The organism is Mycobacterium colombiense, from assembly GCF_003284975.1.
In the GTDB taxonomy this organism is placed as follows: Bacteria; Actinomycetota; Actinomycetes; order Mycobacteriales; family Mycobacteriaceae; genus Mycobacterium; species Mycobacterium europaeum_A.
Genome location: NZ_QMEU01000030.1, coordinates 1 through 15210, shown reverse-complemented (window position 1 = coordinate 15210; position 15210 = coordinate 1). Strand labels below are relative to the sequence as shown.

The 15210-nt window shown below is 68.0% G+C and carries 20 protein-coding genes; 9 read left to right on the top strand and 11 right to left on the bottom strand.

The features are described 5' to 3' along the window. Positions 1-8: 8 nt before the first annotated feature. The 4 genes from DQP58_RS12630 to DQP58_RS12615 all read right to left on the bottom strand — a co-directional run bounded on the left by DQP58_RS12630 (position 9) and on the right by DQP58_RS12615 (position 3224). Positions 9-1388 carry an HNH endonuclease signature motif containing protein gene (locus DQP58_RS12630; RefSeq protein WP_112708711.1) on the bottom strand — a complete coding sequence of 460 codons (1380 nt, stop codon included), beginning with the start codon at positions 1386-1388 and terminating at the stop codon, positions 9-11. Between the two features lie 148 nt (positions 1389-1536). Beyond that, a complete protein-coding gene (locus DQP58_RS12625; RefSeq protein ID WP_112708710.1) occupies positions 1537-1773 on the bottom strand; it encodes a hypothetical protein in 237 nt (78 codons plus the stop codon). Positions 1774-1824: 51 nt separating this feature from the next. Further along, positions 1825-2445 carry a TetR/AcrR family transcriptional regulator gene (locus tag DQP58_RS12620; RefSeq protein WP_112708739.1) on the bottom strand — a complete coding sequence of 207 codons (621 nt, stop codon included), beginning with the start codon at positions 2443-2445 and terminating at the stop codon, positions 1825-1827. Between the two features lie 8 nt (positions 2446-2453). Next, complete coding sequence (locus DQP58_RS12615) at positions 2454-3224, bottom strand: SDR family NAD(P)-dependent oxidoreductase (RefSeq protein WP_112708709.1); 771 nt, start codon at positions 3222-3224, stop codon at positions 2454-2456. 63 nt (positions 3225-3287) lie between these two features. Between DQP58_RS12615 and DQP58_RS12610 the strand changes: the two genes are divergently transcribed. From DQP58_RS12610 to DQP58_RS12595, 4 genes are read left to right on the top strand one after another with little or no spacing between them, the layout of a single operon-like run. After that, positions 3288-4532 (top strand): alkyl sulfatase dimerization domain-containing protein, encoded by a 1245-nt coding sequence (locus tag DQP58_RS12610; protein WP_112708708.1) that lies wholly within the window; start codon positions 3288-3290, stop codon positions 4530-4532. Next, on the top strand, positions 4529-5278 hold the full coding sequence (locus DQP58_RS12605) for an SDR family NAD(P)-dependent oxidoreductase (protein WP_112708707.1): 750 nt from the start codon (positions 4529-4531) through the stop codon (positions 5276-5278). The genes DQP58_RS12610 and DQP58_RS12605 overlap by 4 nt, the downstream gene beginning before the upstream one ends. Positions 5279-5282: 4 nt before the next feature. After that, complete coding sequence (locus DQP58_RS12600; protein ID WP_112708706.1) at positions 5283-6467, top strand: sulfotransferase family protein; 1185 nt, start codon at positions 5283-5285, stop codon at positions 6465-6467. Then, complete coding sequence (locus DQP58_RS12595; RefSeq protein WP_112708705.1) at positions 6464-7474, top strand: zinc-dependent alcohol dehydrogenase; 1011 nt, start codon at positions 6464-6466, stop codon at positions 7472-7474. Before DQP58_RS12600 ends, DQP58_RS12595 begins: the two co-directional genes overlap by 4 nt. Here DQP58_RS12595 and DQP58_RS12590 read toward each other — a convergent pair. Beyond that, complete coding sequence (locus DQP58_RS12590; protein ID WP_430915966.1) at positions 7461-7946, bottom strand: YbaK/EbsC family protein; 486 nt, start codon at positions 7944-7946, stop codon at positions 7461-7463. The two genes, DQP58_RS12595 and DQP58_RS12590, sit on opposite strands and share 14 nt — an antisense overlap. 18 nt (positions 7947-7964) lie before the next feature. Then, on the bottom strand, positions 7965-8813 hold the full coding sequence (locus DQP58_RS12585; RefSeq protein WP_112708703.1) for an SDR family oxidoreductase: 849 nt from the start codon (positions 8811-8813) through the stop codon (positions 7965-7967). Between the two features lie 311 nt (positions 8814-9124). On the opposite strand from DQP58_RS12585, the gene DQP58_RS12580 reads away from it, so the two are divergent. Together DQP58_RS12580 and rsrA are read left to right on the top strand one after the other, a co-directional pair. Then, positions 9125-9787 (top strand): sigma-70 family RNA polymerase sigma factor, encoded by a 663-nt coding sequence (locus DQP58_RS12580; RefSeq protein WP_112708702.1) that lies wholly within the window; start codon positions 9125-9127, stop codon positions 9785-9787. Continuing rightward, positions 9784-10098, top strand: coding sequence for a mycothiol system anti-sigma-R factor (gene rsrA, locus DQP58_RS12575; protein ID WP_066867915.1), 315 nt, complete (start codon positions 9784-9786; stop codon positions 10096-10098). Before DQP58_RS12580 ends, rsrA begins: the two co-directional genes overlap by 4 nt. A gap of 7 nt (positions 10099-10105) precedes the next feature. Here rsrA and DQP58_RS27620 read toward each other — a convergent pair whose 3' ends face one another. Further along, positions 10106-10180, bottom strand: coding sequence for a 50S ribosomal protein bL37 (locus tag DQP58_RS27620; protein WP_085976515.1), 75 nt, complete (start codon positions 10178-10180; stop codon positions 10106-10108). Between the two features lie 252 nt (positions 10181-10432). Here DQP58_RS27620 and DQP58_RS12565 point away from each other — a divergent pair, with 252 nt between their 5' ends. Both DQP58_RS12565 and DQP58_RS12560 read left to right on the top strand, forming a co-directional pair. Beyond that, positions 10433-10648: a biotin/lipoyl-binding carrier protein gene (locus DQP58_RS12565; RefSeq protein ID WP_066867974.1), complete on the top strand. Its 216-nt coding sequence runs from the start codon at positions 10433-10435 to the stop codon at positions 10646-10648. 50 nt (positions 10649-10698) lie between these two features. Then, positions 10699-12198, top strand: a complete 1500-nt coding sequence (locus DQP58_RS12560; protein ID WP_112708701.1) for a sensor histidine kinase — start codon at positions 10699-10701, stop codon at positions 12196-12198. A 72-nt stretch (positions 12199-12270) separates the two neighbouring features. On the opposite strand, the gene whiB1 is transcribed toward DQP58_RS12560, so the two are convergent. Both whiB1 and DQP58_RS12550 read right to left on the bottom strand, forming a co-directional pair. Beyond that, positions 12271-12525: a transcriptional regulator WhiB1 gene (whiB1, locus tag DQP58_RS12555; RefSeq protein ID WP_003874607.1), complete on the bottom strand. Its 255-nt coding sequence runs from the start codon at positions 12523-12525 to the stop codon at positions 12271-12273. A 282-nt stretch (positions 12526-12807) separates the two neighbouring features. After that, positions 12808-13773, bottom strand: a complete 966-nt coding sequence (locus DQP58_RS12550) for a diacylglycerol/lipid kinase family protein (protein WP_112708700.1) — start codon at positions 13771-13773, stop codon at positions 12808-12810. 75 nt (positions 13774-13848) lie between these two features. Here DQP58_RS12550 and DQP58_RS12545 point away from each other — a divergent pair, with 75 nt between their 5' ends. Next, entirely contained in the window at positions 13849-14280 is a 432-nt protein-coding gene (locus tag DQP58_RS12545) for a hypothetical protein (protein WP_112708699.1), read from the top strand. On the opposite strand, the gene DQP58_RS12540 is transcribed toward DQP58_RS12545, so the two are convergent. Together DQP58_RS12540 and DQP58_RS12535 are read right to left on the bottom strand one after the other, a co-directional pair. Beyond that, positions 14232-14714 carry a GNAT family N-acetyltransferase gene (locus tag DQP58_RS12540; protein WP_112708698.1) on the bottom strand — a complete coding sequence of 161 codons (483 nt, stop codon included), beginning with the start codon at positions 14712-14714 and terminating at the stop codon, positions 14232-14234. The genes DQP58_RS12545 and DQP58_RS12540 overlap by 49 nt on opposite strands. Beyond that, positions 14711-15210, bottom strand: a 500-nt coding sequence (locus tag DQP58_RS12535; protein WP_205869413.1) for a chorismate-binding protein, incomplete at its 5' end; no start/stop codon positions are given. The genes DQP58_RS12540 and DQP58_RS12535, both read right to left, overlap by 4 nt.

The following is a 15210-nucleotide window of genomic DNA, read 5'->3' as shown; positions in this document are numbered from 1 at the left end:
ACCGGAGTTCAGGTACCCCAGCCGGGTTGCCACCCGTCGTCCTCATCCTCGTTTCGCAGGAGCTTTTCGGGGTGGTGGAAGGTGTTGGTGCGGGGTTGGCCGGTGTCGAGGTGTGGGGGTGGGATCCATTGGGTGTCGCCTCGGGTGTTTTTGCGGGTCATCCAGCCGCCGGGGCGTAGCAGGCGGTGATGGGGGCCGCAGGCGAAGGTGAGGTCGTTGCCGTCGGTGGTGTGGCAGGTGCTGTAGTCGGTGACGTGGTGGACTTCGCAGTAGTAGCCGCCCACGGTGCAGCCGGGGCTGCTGCAGCCGCGGTCCTTGGCGTATAACACGATTCGCTGACCGGGTGAGGCGAGGCGTTTGGTGTGATAGAGCGCCAGGGCCTTGGCTTTGTCGAAGATCGCGAGATAGTGGTGGGCGTGGCGGGCCAGGCGGATGACATCCGACATCGGGAGGAGGGTGCCGCCGCCGGTCAGGCCGCGCCCGGCGGCGGCTTCGAGGTCGGCCAGTGTGGTGGTGACGATGATGGAGGCCGGTAATCCGTTGTGCTGCCCCAGGTTCCCGGAGGCGAGTAATCCTCTCAACGCCGCCTTCAATGCATCGTGGTTGCGTTGGGCGGCCGAGCGCGGATCGCGCTTGATGGCCTCTTGGGTGGGTGCGCCGTCCACACACGGGGTGTCGTCGTCGGGGTTGCACATGCCGGGGGCGGCGAGTTTGGCCAGCACTGCTTCCAGGGTGGCGCGGGCTTCGGGGGTGAGCCAGCCGCGCAGCGCCGACATGCCATCGGGTTGCTGGTTGCCCAGGGTCAGGCCGCGTGCCCGCGCCCGGTCCTGGTCGGTGTAGGTGCCGTCGGGGTTGAGGCAGTCGGCCAGGGTGCTGGCCAGCCCGGCGAGTTGTTCGGGGCGAAACCGGCTGCCTTCTGTGACCAACCGCGCTTCGGCCTGTTCGCGGATGGGCATGTCTATCCAGCCGGGCAGCTGGTGGTAGAACGTGCGGATCACCGCCACCTGACCCGCACCCAGCTCGCCCCGGCGTTGTCCGGCGGCGGTGGCGGCCAGGGTGGGTGGGATGGGTTCGCCGGTCAGGCCGTGGCGTGGGCCCAGGTCGCGTGCCTCGTTGAGGCGGCGGGCGGCTTCGGCGCGGCTGATCAGGGCCGCCTCGGCGATGGCGTGGATCACCGTGCCGCCGAGTTCGAGCGAGGGGGCTTGGCGGGCCAGGGAATTGATCACGGGATGCTCGACGGCCGGGATGCGCCGGCGCTGCTTTTCGCAGCGCGCCAACACCGCCAACTGTTGGCGCGGGTTCAGGGCGTCGATGTTCAGCGCGCACACCCGATCCCAGGCGGCATCGAGCGCGTCGAACACCGCCTCGACATCCAGCTGATCACTCACACCCCGAAACTAACCGCACCCACCGACAAAAATCGGCGGCTAGAGGCTACTGAAACACAAGTGGCTCAAGTGATTTCGATATGCGTTTCCAGTATCCGATATGGTGTGGGCATTGGTGTCAGGACTGGTGTCCGCAATGGTGCCGAATTTAGTTGCTGAGCACCAACTTCCAGTTGCCGTTGACGTTACGGTCCGGAATGCACCAGAAGTTGTTCCAGCTGCCCGGGGTGGTGGCCTTCACGCCTGGGCCGGCGTTCTGGCACGCCTCCCGCGTCGGGTAGTTGCCCTCGGTCTGGATCGTGTCGGCGCCGCTGACGCCCACACCGATCGTCAGCAGCCCGGCCATCGCCAGCAGAGTCGCGGCGGCAAATCGCTTGATGTCCATCGGGCAACGGTATGCGGAATCGACGGACCGGGGAGTGGTTTTCGCCGGAACTCAACTTCGCTGGGCCGCGAGCGCCACCGCGGTGGCCACGGCCTCCAGCAGCCGGCCGAGTTGCTCGGCGTCCCCGACGTTGCGGTCGCCGGCGGCCAGCCGGGTGAAGACACCGGCGATGAATGTGGTGACGGCGGTGGTCTGCGCGTCGAGCAGCGCCGGGTCGCGGGTGTCGGGCTGCAGGTGGGCGATGGCGTCGTGGGCCATGGCGTTGATCCGCGCGACGAACACCTGCGACGTCTCGGCCAGACCGGGATCGCGGGCGGCCCCGAGCAGCAGTTCGTGGCGCGCCCGGTTGAGCATCAAGCCGTCCCCGCTGGCCTGAATCATGGTGAGCCGCGCCAAGTGAGCGAACGGCGACAGCGGATCGACCGGCTCGTCGATCACCGACTGCAGGTTGGCCACATCGATCTCCGCGACGCGCTTGCCGACGCCGCGCAGCAGGGCGGCGCGGGTGCGGTAGTAATACGACGTGGTGCCCTCGGGGACGCCGGCGACGCGGTCGACCTGACCGTGCGTCAGCCCGCGCGAGCCGTGCTCGGCCAGCACCCGGATGGCGGCATCGCACAGGACGCGACGGCGTTCGTCGCCGTTGCGTCTGCGCGATCTGTCGGTGGCCATCTCCATCCTCAGCGCAGCACCGTGCCGCCGTCGATGTTGACGACCTGACCGTTGACCCATTCACCCTCGTCGGACAGCAGGAACGCGACCAGCGCGGCGACGTCGCCCGGCTCGCCGACGCGAGGGCCGCGGATGCGCTTGAGCGCGGCGGCCTGCAGGTCCGGCCATTGCGGCACCGCACGGATGGTCTCGGTTGCGGTGAACCCGGGCGCGACCGCGTTGCACCGGATGTTGTCCTTGCCCCACCGCGAGGCGACGTGGCGGGTGAGCGCGCCGATCCCGGCCTTCGCGGTTGCGTAGGCCGGGCGTGCGGGCTCGCCCTGGAACGCCGCCGCCGAGGACATGTTGACGATCGCCCCGCCGCCGCGTTTGAGCATTTCCGGGATCGCGTATTTCATGGCCGCCACATACCCGCGCAGGCTCACCGCCATCACCCTGTCCCACACGGCGAAGTCGATGTCGACGACGTCGGTGTCGGCGCGGATGGTGCCCATATCGGCGCCGACGTTGAACAGCAGGTCCACCCCGCCGTAAGTCGTTGCCGCGGAATGGATCAGGGCGGCGACCGATGCCGGGTCGGCCAGGTCGAACGCCACGGGGGTCGCCGCCCCGCCGGCGGCGGTGATGCGCGCGGCCGTGCGCTGCGCGGCGTCAACGGCGACGTCACCGATCATCACCCGACAACCCTCCTCGCCCAGCCGGGCGGCCGTGGCCGCACCGAGGCCGGTGGCGCCGCCGACGACGACCGCCACCTTGTCGGCCAGTCCGCGCAGTGCCATGAGCGCCCCTTCCCGAGACGAGGATATTGACTTTACCTCTAGAACTGTAGAGGATCGCCAGTCATGGCAGGGATACATCGCGAGCGGCCCGGGGCGAGCGACCTTTCGGCAGCGACGGACACTCCCGCGCAGGCCCTGGGCGACGGCGTCTGGATGTCGCCGGGCGTCTCCAATTCGTATGCGGTGGCCACCGACGACGGACGGGTCATCGTCAACAGCGGGCTGGTGTTCGAAGGACCGTTGCACCGCAAGGCTTTTGCCGACGTGGTAGGCCCGACCCGGGCGATCGTCGTCACCCAGGGCCACGCCGACCACTGGGGCGGGGTGAACACGCTGCGCGACGCGGACACCCAAGTGGTGATGCATCGCAACTACCGGTACTGGCGCGACGACAACACGCTGCTGATGGGCTACCGCGTGCCCAAAACGTCGTTCGCCTTCGGAAAATTCTCCGACGCGGTGCTCGAGCACTTCAAGACCATCGACCCCGCCACCATCGACTTCTCGTTTCCCGAGCCGACCACGACCTTCGACCAGCGCCACACCCTCACGGTCGGCGGCCGCACTTTCGAACTAGCATGGACGCCCGGCGGCGAGACCACCGACGCGCTGGTGGTGTGGCTGCCCGAGGATCGAATCCTGTTCACCGGCAACCTGTTCGGGCCGCTGTTCGGGCACGTCCCAAACCTGATGACCATCCGCGGCGACCGGTACCGCGACCCGATCCTCTACATCGAATCGCTGAACACCGTGCTGGACTACGGGCCGCGGCGGCTGATCACCGGCCACTTCGCCCCCATCGAGGGCGCCGATCGCATCGCCGAGGAGGTCACCGCGATGCGGGACGGGATGCAGGCCGTGCACGACCGCACCGCCGAGCTGATGAACTCCGGCGCCGACATTCACACCGCGATGCGCGATGTCAAGGTGCCCGAACAACTCGACATCGGCGAGGGCTACGGCAAGACCTCCTGGAACGTGCGGGCGATCTGGGAGATGTACACCGGATGGTTCCGGCACCGCTCGACCACCGAACTATATGGCGTGCCATCGGATTCGGTGGCCGCCGACGTGGTCAGCGCCGCCGGCGCCGACGTGCTCGTGGACGCGGCGCGCGCTCACCTGACCGCCGGCCGGCCGGTGCAGGCCATCCACCTCACCGACCTGATCCTGGCCGCCCAGCCGCTGCATGCCGGTGCGCGCGCGGCGGCCGCCGACGCCCACGAGGCGCTGCTGGCCGGCGCCGACAACTTCTGGGAAAAGGCCTGGCTCACCAAGTCGATCAACGAATTGAGGACGACCGAATGAACACCGTCAACTTCGATTTCACCGGCGCCCACGTGCTGGTGACCGGCGGCACCAGCGGCATCGGTAACGCGATCGCCGCCGCGTTCGCCGACGCCGGGGCCGCCGTCACGGTGACCGGGACCCGCGGATCGCCCGCGGACTATCCCGAGACGGAGCTGAGCGCATTCACCTACCGTCAATGCCAGATCCAGGATCCGGAATCCGTTGATGCGCTGGCTGATTCGCTGGGCGAGCTGGACATCCTGGTCAACAACGCGGGCGGCCCCTACCCCGCGGGCGACGAATACGATCCGGACGGGTACGTCGCGTCGGTGACGCAGAACATGCTGGGCCCGATGCGGCTGACCATGCGCTGTTATGAGCGCCTCAAGTCCAGCCAGGCCCCCGGCGGCGCGAGCGTCGTCAGCGTCGTCTCGATGTCGGCGTTCCGCTCCGCGGTCTTCGTCCCGGGCTACGCCTCGTCGAAGATGGGCCTGATCGCCCTGACGATGAACCTGTCGCGTCGGTGGGCCAATGACGGCATCCGGGTCAACGCCATCGCGCCCGGGCTCATCGACACCCGGATGACCCACCCCGCCATGGGAATTCCCGAGGTGATGGACGTCGAGATCGGTTTCCACACCCCGCTGGGCAGGCCCGGCACGCCCCGGGACTGCGCGGGTGCGGCGCTGTTCCTGTGTACCGATGCCGCCTCGTACATCACCGGCAGCACCATCGCCGTCGACGGCGGATACCTGACGGTCTAAAGCCATGAGCGACTTCGACAACCTCACGACCGCCGACGACATCTTCAAACTGGCGGCGGGGCGCACCGGCCTCACCGAAATCGACTCGGACTCATGGCGTGCGGGATTGCAGCTGATCCTCGACGAGGTCAACACCTCGCCGGTGTTCACCCCGTTCGGGCGCGAACGGGTGCTCGACGACGCCACCAACGCGCTGGGGCGGCGCATGCAGGTGCACGGCTACATTCAGGCGCACCGCGAAGTGCTGGACGCGCCCGTCGATCGGCCCCTGATCGTGCTCGGCATGCCGCGCACCGGAACCACGGTCATCAGCTACCTGCTCGACCAGGACCCGGGCCGGCGATCGCTGTTGCATTGGCAGTGCGTGGATCCCATCCCGCCCGCCGGCACCGACACGCTGCGCACCGATCCGCGCTGCCTGGCCCTGCTGGAGGAGCAGCGCAAGATCCTCGAGATGGTGACGCAGGCGAAAATGCCGCTGCCGCACTGGGAAGACGCCGACGGTCCCACCGAGGACATGTTCATCCACAACCAGGATTTCAAGGGCCTGTCCTGGGACTCGTTCCTGCCGACGGGCCGCTACGCGCGCTGGCTGTTCGACGAGGCCGACATGAGCAGCACCTACGAGTACCAGAAGCGCTACCTGCAGGTGCTGCAGTCCACCGCGCCGGGCAACTGGAGCCTGAAGATGCCGTCGCACTCGGTGCACATCGAGGCGCTGCTGAAGGTGTTTCCCGACGCCCGGCTGATCTGGGCGCACCGCGATCCGTACAAGGCGACCGGGTCGCTGTGCAACCTGTGGCGGCTCCCGCAGAGCCTGGTGATGAACACCGAGCTGCTGGACCAGACCGAGATGGGCCGGCTCGCGATGTGGCAGATGCGCTACCACGTCGACCGCCCGCTGCGGGCGCGCGACCGCATCGGCGACGAGCGGTTCTTCCACATGTACTACCACGAGATGATGCGCGACCCGATGGACGTGATGCGGCGCATCTACGAGTGGGCCGACGAACCCCTGACCGCCGAAACCGAAGCCCGCATGCGCAATTGGCTCGCCGCGCACCCGCAGGATCGGTTCGCGCTCAACGCCTATCGCCTCGACGAGTACGGGCTGAGCGTCGAAGCGCTGGCGCCGGTCTTCGCCGAGTATCTCGACACCTTCGACATCGAGCTGGAGGGCACCCCGTGAAAGCATCCGTGGTCACCGGACCGGGCAAAGCGGAGGTCCTCGACACCGAACGGCCCACCGTCGGGCCCCGCGACGTCCTGGTGCGGATGCGCGCCTGCGGCATCTGCGGGTCGGACGCGTTCTACATCACCATCGGCGGCATCCCGCCGCGCCAGGGGCACACCCCGCTCGGGCACGAGCCGGCCGGGGAGATCGTCGAGGTCGGCGCCCAGGTGAGTGGGCTCTCCGTCGGCGACCACGTCGTCATCAACCCGATGGCCGCGCCGAGCGGCATCATCGGCAACGGCGGAGCCAGCGGGGCGCTCGCCGACTACCTGTTGATCGAAAACGCCGTTCGCGGAACGAGTCTCGAGGTGATCCCGGATCACGTCCCGTGGGAGGTGGCCGCGCTCAACGAACCCATGGCCGTCGCGCGCCACGGCGCCAACCGCTGCCGGCCCAAACCGACGGACAAGGTCGTCGTGTTCGGGGCCGGGCCCATCGGGCTGGGTGCCGTGCTGGCCTTCAAATCCCTTGGCGTCAACCACGTCGTCGTCGCCGACCTGATCCCCGGGCGGCTGGACAAGGCGCTGCAGATCGGCGCCGACGCCGTCATCAACTCCGCCGACGAGGACGTGGTGGCGCGCCTGATCGAACTGCACGGCGAGGGTGAGAGCAAGTTCGCCGGCAAGGCCGGCACCGACATCTACCTCGACGCCGCCGGTGTGCCCGCCGTCGTCAACACCGCGCTGGCCGCCGCCCAGCGGGGCGCGAAGCTGGGAATCGTTGGCGTGCACAAGGAACCGGTACCCGTCGAGTTCGTCAACGTGATGAGCAACGAGATCACCATCCTCGGCTCCATGGGCTATCCCGACGAGATCTTCGAGGTGACCAAGGATCTCGTCGCGAACTGGGAGAAATATGCGGTGATCGTCAGCCACACCATCCCGTTCGACAACGTCGGCGAGGCGCTCGAACTGGCGCACACCCCGGGGGCCGCGGACAAGGTCGTCGTCACGTTCGGCTGATGTCGGCGGTGACCGCGCCGGTGAGGCGGATCAGGTCCTGCGGCGCCACCGCGACCTCCCAGCCCCGACGGCCGGCACTGCAGAACACCCGCTCCCAGCGCAGCGCGCTGGAGTCCACGACCGCCGGCAGCCGCCGGCGCTGGCCGAACGGCGAGACCGCACCGACGACGTAACCGGTGCTCCGCTCGGCGACCGCCGCCTCGGCCATGGCCGCCTTGGCGACCCCCAGCGCCGCGGCGGCCGCCTTCAGCGACAGGCGCGCGGTCGCCGGCACGATCGCGACCGCCAATCCGTTCGGCACCGTGATGACGAGGGTCTTGTAGATCTGTCCGGGTTCGATTCCGGCCGCCGCGGTGAGCGCGCTGACCGCCTCGGCGCCGAACGATTGCTGACGCGGATCGTGATCGAAGGTCAAAAGCTGGTGCGGCACACCGGCTTTCACCAAAGCGGCGATGCCCGGTGTGGCGGCCACCGTAATGTCCCAGGGCTGCTAGGGCCCCGTGTATCCCGGCGGGTTGACGCCGTCCACCCAGAAGTCGACGCCCAGCTTCGAGCCAGGGATGCAGTCGTAGACGGACAGGTCGGTGACGCCGGAATCCACCAGCACGTCCTCGCACAACAGCATGTTGCCGGTGAACTCCTTGGACGGCTTGTTGAGGATGACGTAGGCCGCGTCGGAGTAGATCTCGGGCTTGCGGGCGCGTCCCATCGCCTCGTCGCCGCCCAGCAGGTTCTGCACCGCGGCGGTGGCCACCAGCGTGCGCGGCCACAGCGTGTTCGAGGCGATGCCCTCCTCACGCATCTCCTGCGCGATGCCCAACGCGCACAGCGTCATACCGAACTTGGCCATCATGTAAGCCGTTGGCTTCAGCCACTCCTGGCCCAGCAGCACCGGCGGCGACAGCGTCAGGATGTGCGGGTTCTCCCGGCCTTTCAGGTGGGGGATACACGCCTGGGAAACGGCGTAGGTGCCGCGCACCTGGATGCCGTTCATCAGGTCGAATCGCTTCATCGGCACCTCGGTGATGGATCCCAGGTTGATCGCCGACGCGTTGTTGACGCAGATGTCGATGCCGCCGAACTGCTCGACGGTCTTGGCCACGGCCGCCTCCACCGACTCCGGGTCGCGGACGTCCCCGACGATTGGCAGGGCCTGCCCGCCGGCTTCCTCGAGCTCCTTGGCCGCGGTGAACACCGTTCCCGGCAGCTTCGGGTGCGGCTCGGCGGTCTTGGCGATCAGCGCGATATTGGCACCGTCCTGCGCCGCACGCTTGGCGATGGCCAGGCCGATACCGCGGCTGGCGCCGGAGATGAACATGGTCTTGCCATTCAGGGACATGGCGTCACACTAACGCCACGCCCGAATCGGCCGGATCGGGGTCCGATCGGGTCGGCCGGCACCGTCACCCGGCCCGATCGCGCTGCGGAAATAGCGGGGTCGCGCACGCTGTTGATCCAATCGGTCTCACATGCGTGCAGCGGACCCGGACGGACGGTGTCGGGGTCAGCCTTTAGATTGGGAGGAGCAGCGTGGTGTCAACGGCGACGAGCCTGTTAGGCGAGGAGCTGTTGGCTGGCTTCCTTGCGAGTCCGGTGGCGCCTTCGGCGGCCTCCGGTGACACCGCCGCAGAAGGGACCGGGTTTATCGACATGGCCGACTCTGACGATGGCCGCGATGGCGTGACTGGGCCCGAGATTCCCGAGCCCGTAGCGCACGAAGAGACGGACGCGGAATTAACGGCGCGATTCGAACGCGACGCGATTCCCCTGCTCGACCAGCTGTACGGCGGCGCGCTGCGCATGACGCGCAACCCCGCCGACGCCGAGGACCTGCTGCAAGAGACCATGGTGAAGGCCTATGCGGGCTTCCGCTCGTTTCGGGCCGGCACCAATCTCAAGGCGTGGCTGTACCGGATCTTGACCAATACCTATATCAACAGCTACCGCAAAAAGCAGCGCCAGCCCGCGGAGTATCCGACCGAGGAGATCACCGACTGGCAGCTGGCCTCCAACGCCGAGCACTCGTCGACCGGGCTGCGCTCGGCCGAGGTCGAGGCCCTCGAGGCGCTGCCGGACTCGGAGATCAAAGAGGCGCTGGCGGCATTGCCGGAGGAATTCCGGATGGCGGTCTATTACGCCGACGTCGAAGGTTTCCCCTACAAGGAAATCGCCGAGATCATGGATACGCCCATTGGAACGGTAATGTCACGGCTGCACCGCGGCCGACGGCAGCTGCGCGGCCTGTTGGCCGACGTCGCCAAGGAGCGGGGCTTCAACCGCGGTCAGCAGACGCACGAGGAGGTGTCGTCATGAGCGAGTTCTCCGGCCAGGGCGGTGCTTCGCCCGACGCCTGCCCCAACGACGAGTCCCACGGCAGCGTCGGCTGTGCCGAGGTGATCCGCCAAGTCTGGCTGCTGCTCGACGGTGAATGCGGCCCCGACACCCGCGAGCAGTTACGCAAGCACCTCGAGGCGTGCCCCGGCTGCTTCAAGCACTACGGGCTCGAAGAGCGGATCAAGGCGTTGATCGCCACCAAGTGCAGGGGCGAGAAGGCGCCCGAGGGATTGCGCGAGCGGTTACGGCTCGAGATCCGCCGCACCACGATCATCCGGGGTTCGCAGTAGCGTCCCTTTAGGAGTTGGGCCGCTTGCCGTGGTTGGCCTTGCTGTGCTTGCGGTCGCGCTTCTTCCGGCCACGTTTGGCCATGATCGAAAACCTCCGTGATTGCTTGTCCAAGATTGCTTGTCAAACCAGGCGCCCGGCGCCCGTTGGCTTGCCGACCATTCTCTCACGAGACCTCCTGTGCAGTGTCTTCGCCCTCGTCGGGGCCTGACGGGGGCCGTGTGCCGCGGTCCCGACCGGTCCTGTGGTTCGATGTATCCGAGCCTGATGGGCCCGAGAGAACCGTGATGAACCAGCAGCCAGCCTGCGCAAAAGGCCGAGACGAGTGGGGTGAAGATGGCGGAGGATGTGCGCGCCGAGATCGTGGCCAGCGTGCTCGAAGTCGTTGTCAACGAGGGTGACCAGATCGGCAAAGGCGACGTCGTGGTGCTGCTGGAGTCGATGAAGATGGAGATTCCGGTCCTCGCCGAGGTCGGCGGCACCGTCAGCAAGGTCAGCGTGTCGGTGGGCGACGTCATCCAGGCGGGCGACCTCATCGCGGTCATCAGCTAGCCGTCCGGCCCCTTCGATCAGCCGCCGGGGAACGACCCGGGGAGTAAGCAATGTCAACTCTCGGTGATCTGCTCGCCGAACACACCATGCTGCCGGGCAACGCGGTGGACCATCTGCACGCCGTGGTCGGTGAGTGGCAGCTGCTGGCAGACCTTTCCTTCGCCGACTACCTGATGTGGGTGCGGCGCGACGACGGCGTGCTGGTGTGTGTGGCGCAGTGCCGGCCGAACACCGCACCCACGGCGCTACTGACGGATGCGGTGGGCACCGCCGTGGGCTCCGACCGGCTGGCGCTGGTGGCCGAGACGTTCGCGTCGGGCACCGCGAAGCGCAATGGCGCTGCGGGACAAGAAGATTCGTGGCTGCCCGGCACCCATGTCGAGGCGTCGCCGGTGCGCTACGGCGGCAAGGTGGTGGCGGTGCTGACCCACCATCAGACCGCGCTGGCCGCCGACCGTGCGTCGGGTCAGCTGGAGATCGCCTACCGGGAGTGTGCGACCGATCTGGTCCAGATGCTCGCCGAGGGGACGTTCCCCGACGTCGGGGACGTGGTGATGTCGCGCTCGACCCCGCGGGCCGGCGACGGCTTCATCCGCCTCGACGTGCACGGCGTCGTCGCATACGCCAGCCCCAACGCGCTGTCGGCGTATCACCGGATGGGCCTGACGACCGAGCTCGAGGGGCACAACCTCATCGAGGTCACCCGCCCGCTGATCTCCGACCCGTTCGAGGCGCAGGAGGTGGCCGAGCACGTGCGCGATCTGGTCGCCGGCGGGCGCAGCATGCGCATGGAGGTCGACGCCGGTGGAGCCACCGTGCTGCTGCGCACGCTGCCGTTGATGGTCGACGGGGCCAGCGCCGGCGCGGCGGTGCTGATCCGCGACGTCACCGAGGTCAAGCGCCGCGACCGGGCCCTGATCTCCAAGGACGCCACCATCCGGGAAATCCACCACCGGGTGAAGAACAACCTGCAGACCGTGGCGGCGCTGTTGCGTCTGCAGGCCCGCCGGACGGTCAACGCCGAGGGGCGGGAGGCCCTGATCGAGTCGGTGCGCCGGGTGTCGTCGATCGCGTTGGTGCACGATGCGCTGTCGATGTCGGTGGACGAGCAGGTCAACCTCGACGAGGTGATCGACCGGATCCTGCCGATCATGAACGACGTTGCGTCCGTGGACCGACCGATCCGCATCAACCGGGTCGGCGACCTGGGCGTGCTGGACTCCGACCGGGCCACCGCGCTGATCATGGTGATCACCGAACTCGTGCAGAACGCGATCGAACACGCCTTTGACCCGGCGGTCGAGGAGGGCTCGGTGACGATTCGCGCCGAGCGCTCGGCGCGCTGGCTCGACGTGGTGGTGCACGACGACGGTCGCGGGCTGCCGGAGGGATTCAGCCTGGAGACCTCCGACAGCCTGGGGCTGCAGATCGTGCGGACCCTGGTGTCGGCCGAGCTGGACGGCACCCTGGGCATGCGTCAAGCGCCTGCCCGTGGCACCGATGTGGTGCTGCGGGTGCCGATCGGCCGGCGCACCCGGTTGATGTTGTAGGCGCGCGGCGCACCCGCACGCAAAGGTGCGGCCCCGACTTTCGTCGAGGCCGCACTGTTTGCGTTATCTGGGTTATACCCCGCTGCGGGCCTTGGTCCGGGCGTTGCGACGCTTCAGTGCGCGCCGCTCGTCTTCGCTCATGCCGCCCCAGACGCCCGAGTCCTGGCCCGTGTTCAGGGCCCAACCGAGGCACTCTGTGGTCACCGGGCACCGATTACAGACCAGTTTCGCGTCAGCGATCTGCGCGAGCGCCGGGCCGCTGTTCCCTACCGGGAAGAACAGCTCCGGGTCTTCGTCGCGACAGACCGCCTTGTGGCGCCAATCCATACGTCTTTACTCCTCACTGAGTGCGCAGCAAGGCGCACGGCCATTTTCTTCGGCTGTTAACGCGTGCAGAAGAAAAGGAGTCCGGACTCCTGCGTAAATTTCTGCATGCAACCTTTTGATCGTTTCACAGGCTCAACAGATGTCAATAGTGTGAGTTCGCTCGTGGGCTATCTCACTTTGATCAACTCGTAGCCAAGCTCTTACTCCGTTGTACTACACTGCACGGGCTACTTGACCGGTAATTTTCCCCACATCCGGGTCGCTACGTTGCATTACCGCAGGTCAGTGCCGTTTCTGTTGCGGAGGGGCGACCACCGCCAGCGCGTCCGGGACGGCTTTGAACGTCATGGTTTCGCGCGCGCCGAGGTAATCGCCGTCGAACTGGCACGCGACGGCGCCGCCGGTCGAGGTAACTCGCACGCTCGGCAGGTCGTCCTCGGTGATGAGGTGCTTGAAGTTGAATGTGGGCCGTTTGGCGAACATCTGCCGCACGATTCGCAGGGTCGGGATCGGCTTCATGGTGGTAGGGGCGAACACCCCCAGGCCCGACTCGAAGCTGCAGCCGGGGTTGGTCCACACCGGCCGTTCGTTGGCGAACGTCCACGGGCTCGAGTTCGACACGAAGGCGAAGCTCACCCCGGTGATGGGTTCGCGGCCGGGAAGTTCGAGCGTCAGCATCGGTTCGCGGCGGGTGTAGGCCCAGACGGCGGGCACCGCGGCGCGGATGTAGCGCCACGCCGAAACTTTGCCGCCCTTGTTCCGCTCGGCCTCGACCGCGGCCACCACCTCGGCGTCGACGCCCATGCCGGTGTTGAACACCGCCCAGCGCTCGCCGCAGTCGATCAGGCCGATCCGCCGCCAGATCGCGCGCCGCTGGTAGTCGTCGAGCAGCTGGATCAGCTGGTTGGTGGCCGCGACAGGATCCGTGGAGATGCCCAGGGACCGCGCCAGCACGTTGGCCGACCCGCCGGGAACCACGGCGACCGCGGGCACCGGGCCGCTGGGTAGCGGCCCGGGCGGGCCCAGCAGGCCGTTGACCACCCCGCTCACGGTGCCGTCGCCGCCGTGCACGACCACCAGGTCGGCACCGTCGGCCACGGCCTTTTGCGCGAGTTCGGTGCCGTGACCGCGATGGTTGGTGTGCTCGACGCTGAGCTGCAGGCGGCTCTTGAGCGCGTGGGCCAGCAGATCGCGCGCGGCCGGAGTGGTGGAAGTTGCGGTGGGATTGACGATCAGCACGGCCCGCATGAAGCACGAGCTTAGGCGGGCCGCCTAAGGCCCCGCTGTGGGGGAACGGGCGGCCGCCCTGACTACGCTGACGCTGTGACGCCGCCAGCCACCCCGACCGCCGTTCGCCGCGCGGGCCTGATCGTTGTGCTGCAGGGGGTTGCGGCGCTGATCGTGGCGGTGGTGTTGGTGGTTCGCGGGATCGCCGGAGCCGATCAGCAGGTGGTCAACGGCCTGGCGACGGCGGGCTGGTTCGTCCTGGTCGGTGCCGCCGTGATCGCCGCGGGGCGCGCGCTTGTCCGCGGCAGGCGCTGGGGTCGCGGGCTGGCCGTGATCACCCAGCTGCTGCTGTTGCCGGTGGCCTGGTACCTCGCCGTCGGATCACACCGGCCGGGCTTCGGGATTCCGGCGGGGAGCGCGGCGCTGATCGTGCTGGGATTGCTGTTCAGCCCCGCGGCCGTGCGCTGGGCCGCCGGCGCTCAGGGCGATTCCGCCAGTCGCGCCAACGACGCCCCGGACAGCCGGTAGGTCGTCCATTCGTTCTGCGGCTGCCCGCCGATCCCGTCGTAGAGCGTGATGGCGTCGGCGTTCCAGTTCAGCACCGCCCAGGACAGCCGCGTGTAGCCCCGCTGCACGCATTCGGCGGCCAGCGCGGCCAGCAGGGCGCGGGCCAGCCCGCGCCTGCGGAACTGTGGCCGCACGAACAGGTCTTCCAGGTAGATGCCCGCCACCCCGTCCCACGTGGAGAAGTTGACGAACCACAGCGCCATCGCCGCGATCTGGCCTTCCACCTCGGCCACGTGCCCGTACACCGTTGGGCGGTCACCGAAAAGCGCTGCCGCAATTTGTGATTCGGTCACCGTGCACTGATCGACGGCGTGCTCGAATTCGGCCAGCGCGTAGATCATTTCGGTGATGGCGGCCGCGTCCTGCTGCGACGCGCGCCGGATGTCTGGGCTCATCGCTCGACTCCCAGGGCGTGCAGGATCGTGCCGAATTTCGTTGTCGTCTCGGCGACTTCGTCGTCGGGGTCGGACTCGGCGACGATACCGCCACCGGCCCGGGCCAGCGCGACGCGCCGGTCGGCCGACAGCTGCGCGCAACGCAGCGACACCACCCAGCGGCCGTCGCCGCGGGAATCACACCAGCCCACCGCACCAGCGTAGAACCCGCGGTCGCCCTCAAGTTCGGCGATCAGCCGCATCGCGGCCTTGGTCGGCACCCCGCCGACCGCCGGGGTGGGATGCAGAGCCAGCGCCAGATCGATTGCGGTCGTTGATGTTTCACGCAACCGGCCACCGATCGGCGTGCACAGATGCCAGACCGCGGCGGTGCTGCTCAGCTGCGGTTCGGCCGCGATCGACAGCTCGTCGCACAGCGGTTCCAGGGCGGCCCTGATGGTCTCGATGACCAGTTGGTGCTCGTGCCGGTTCTTCGCCGAGGCGGCCAGCGCGGCGC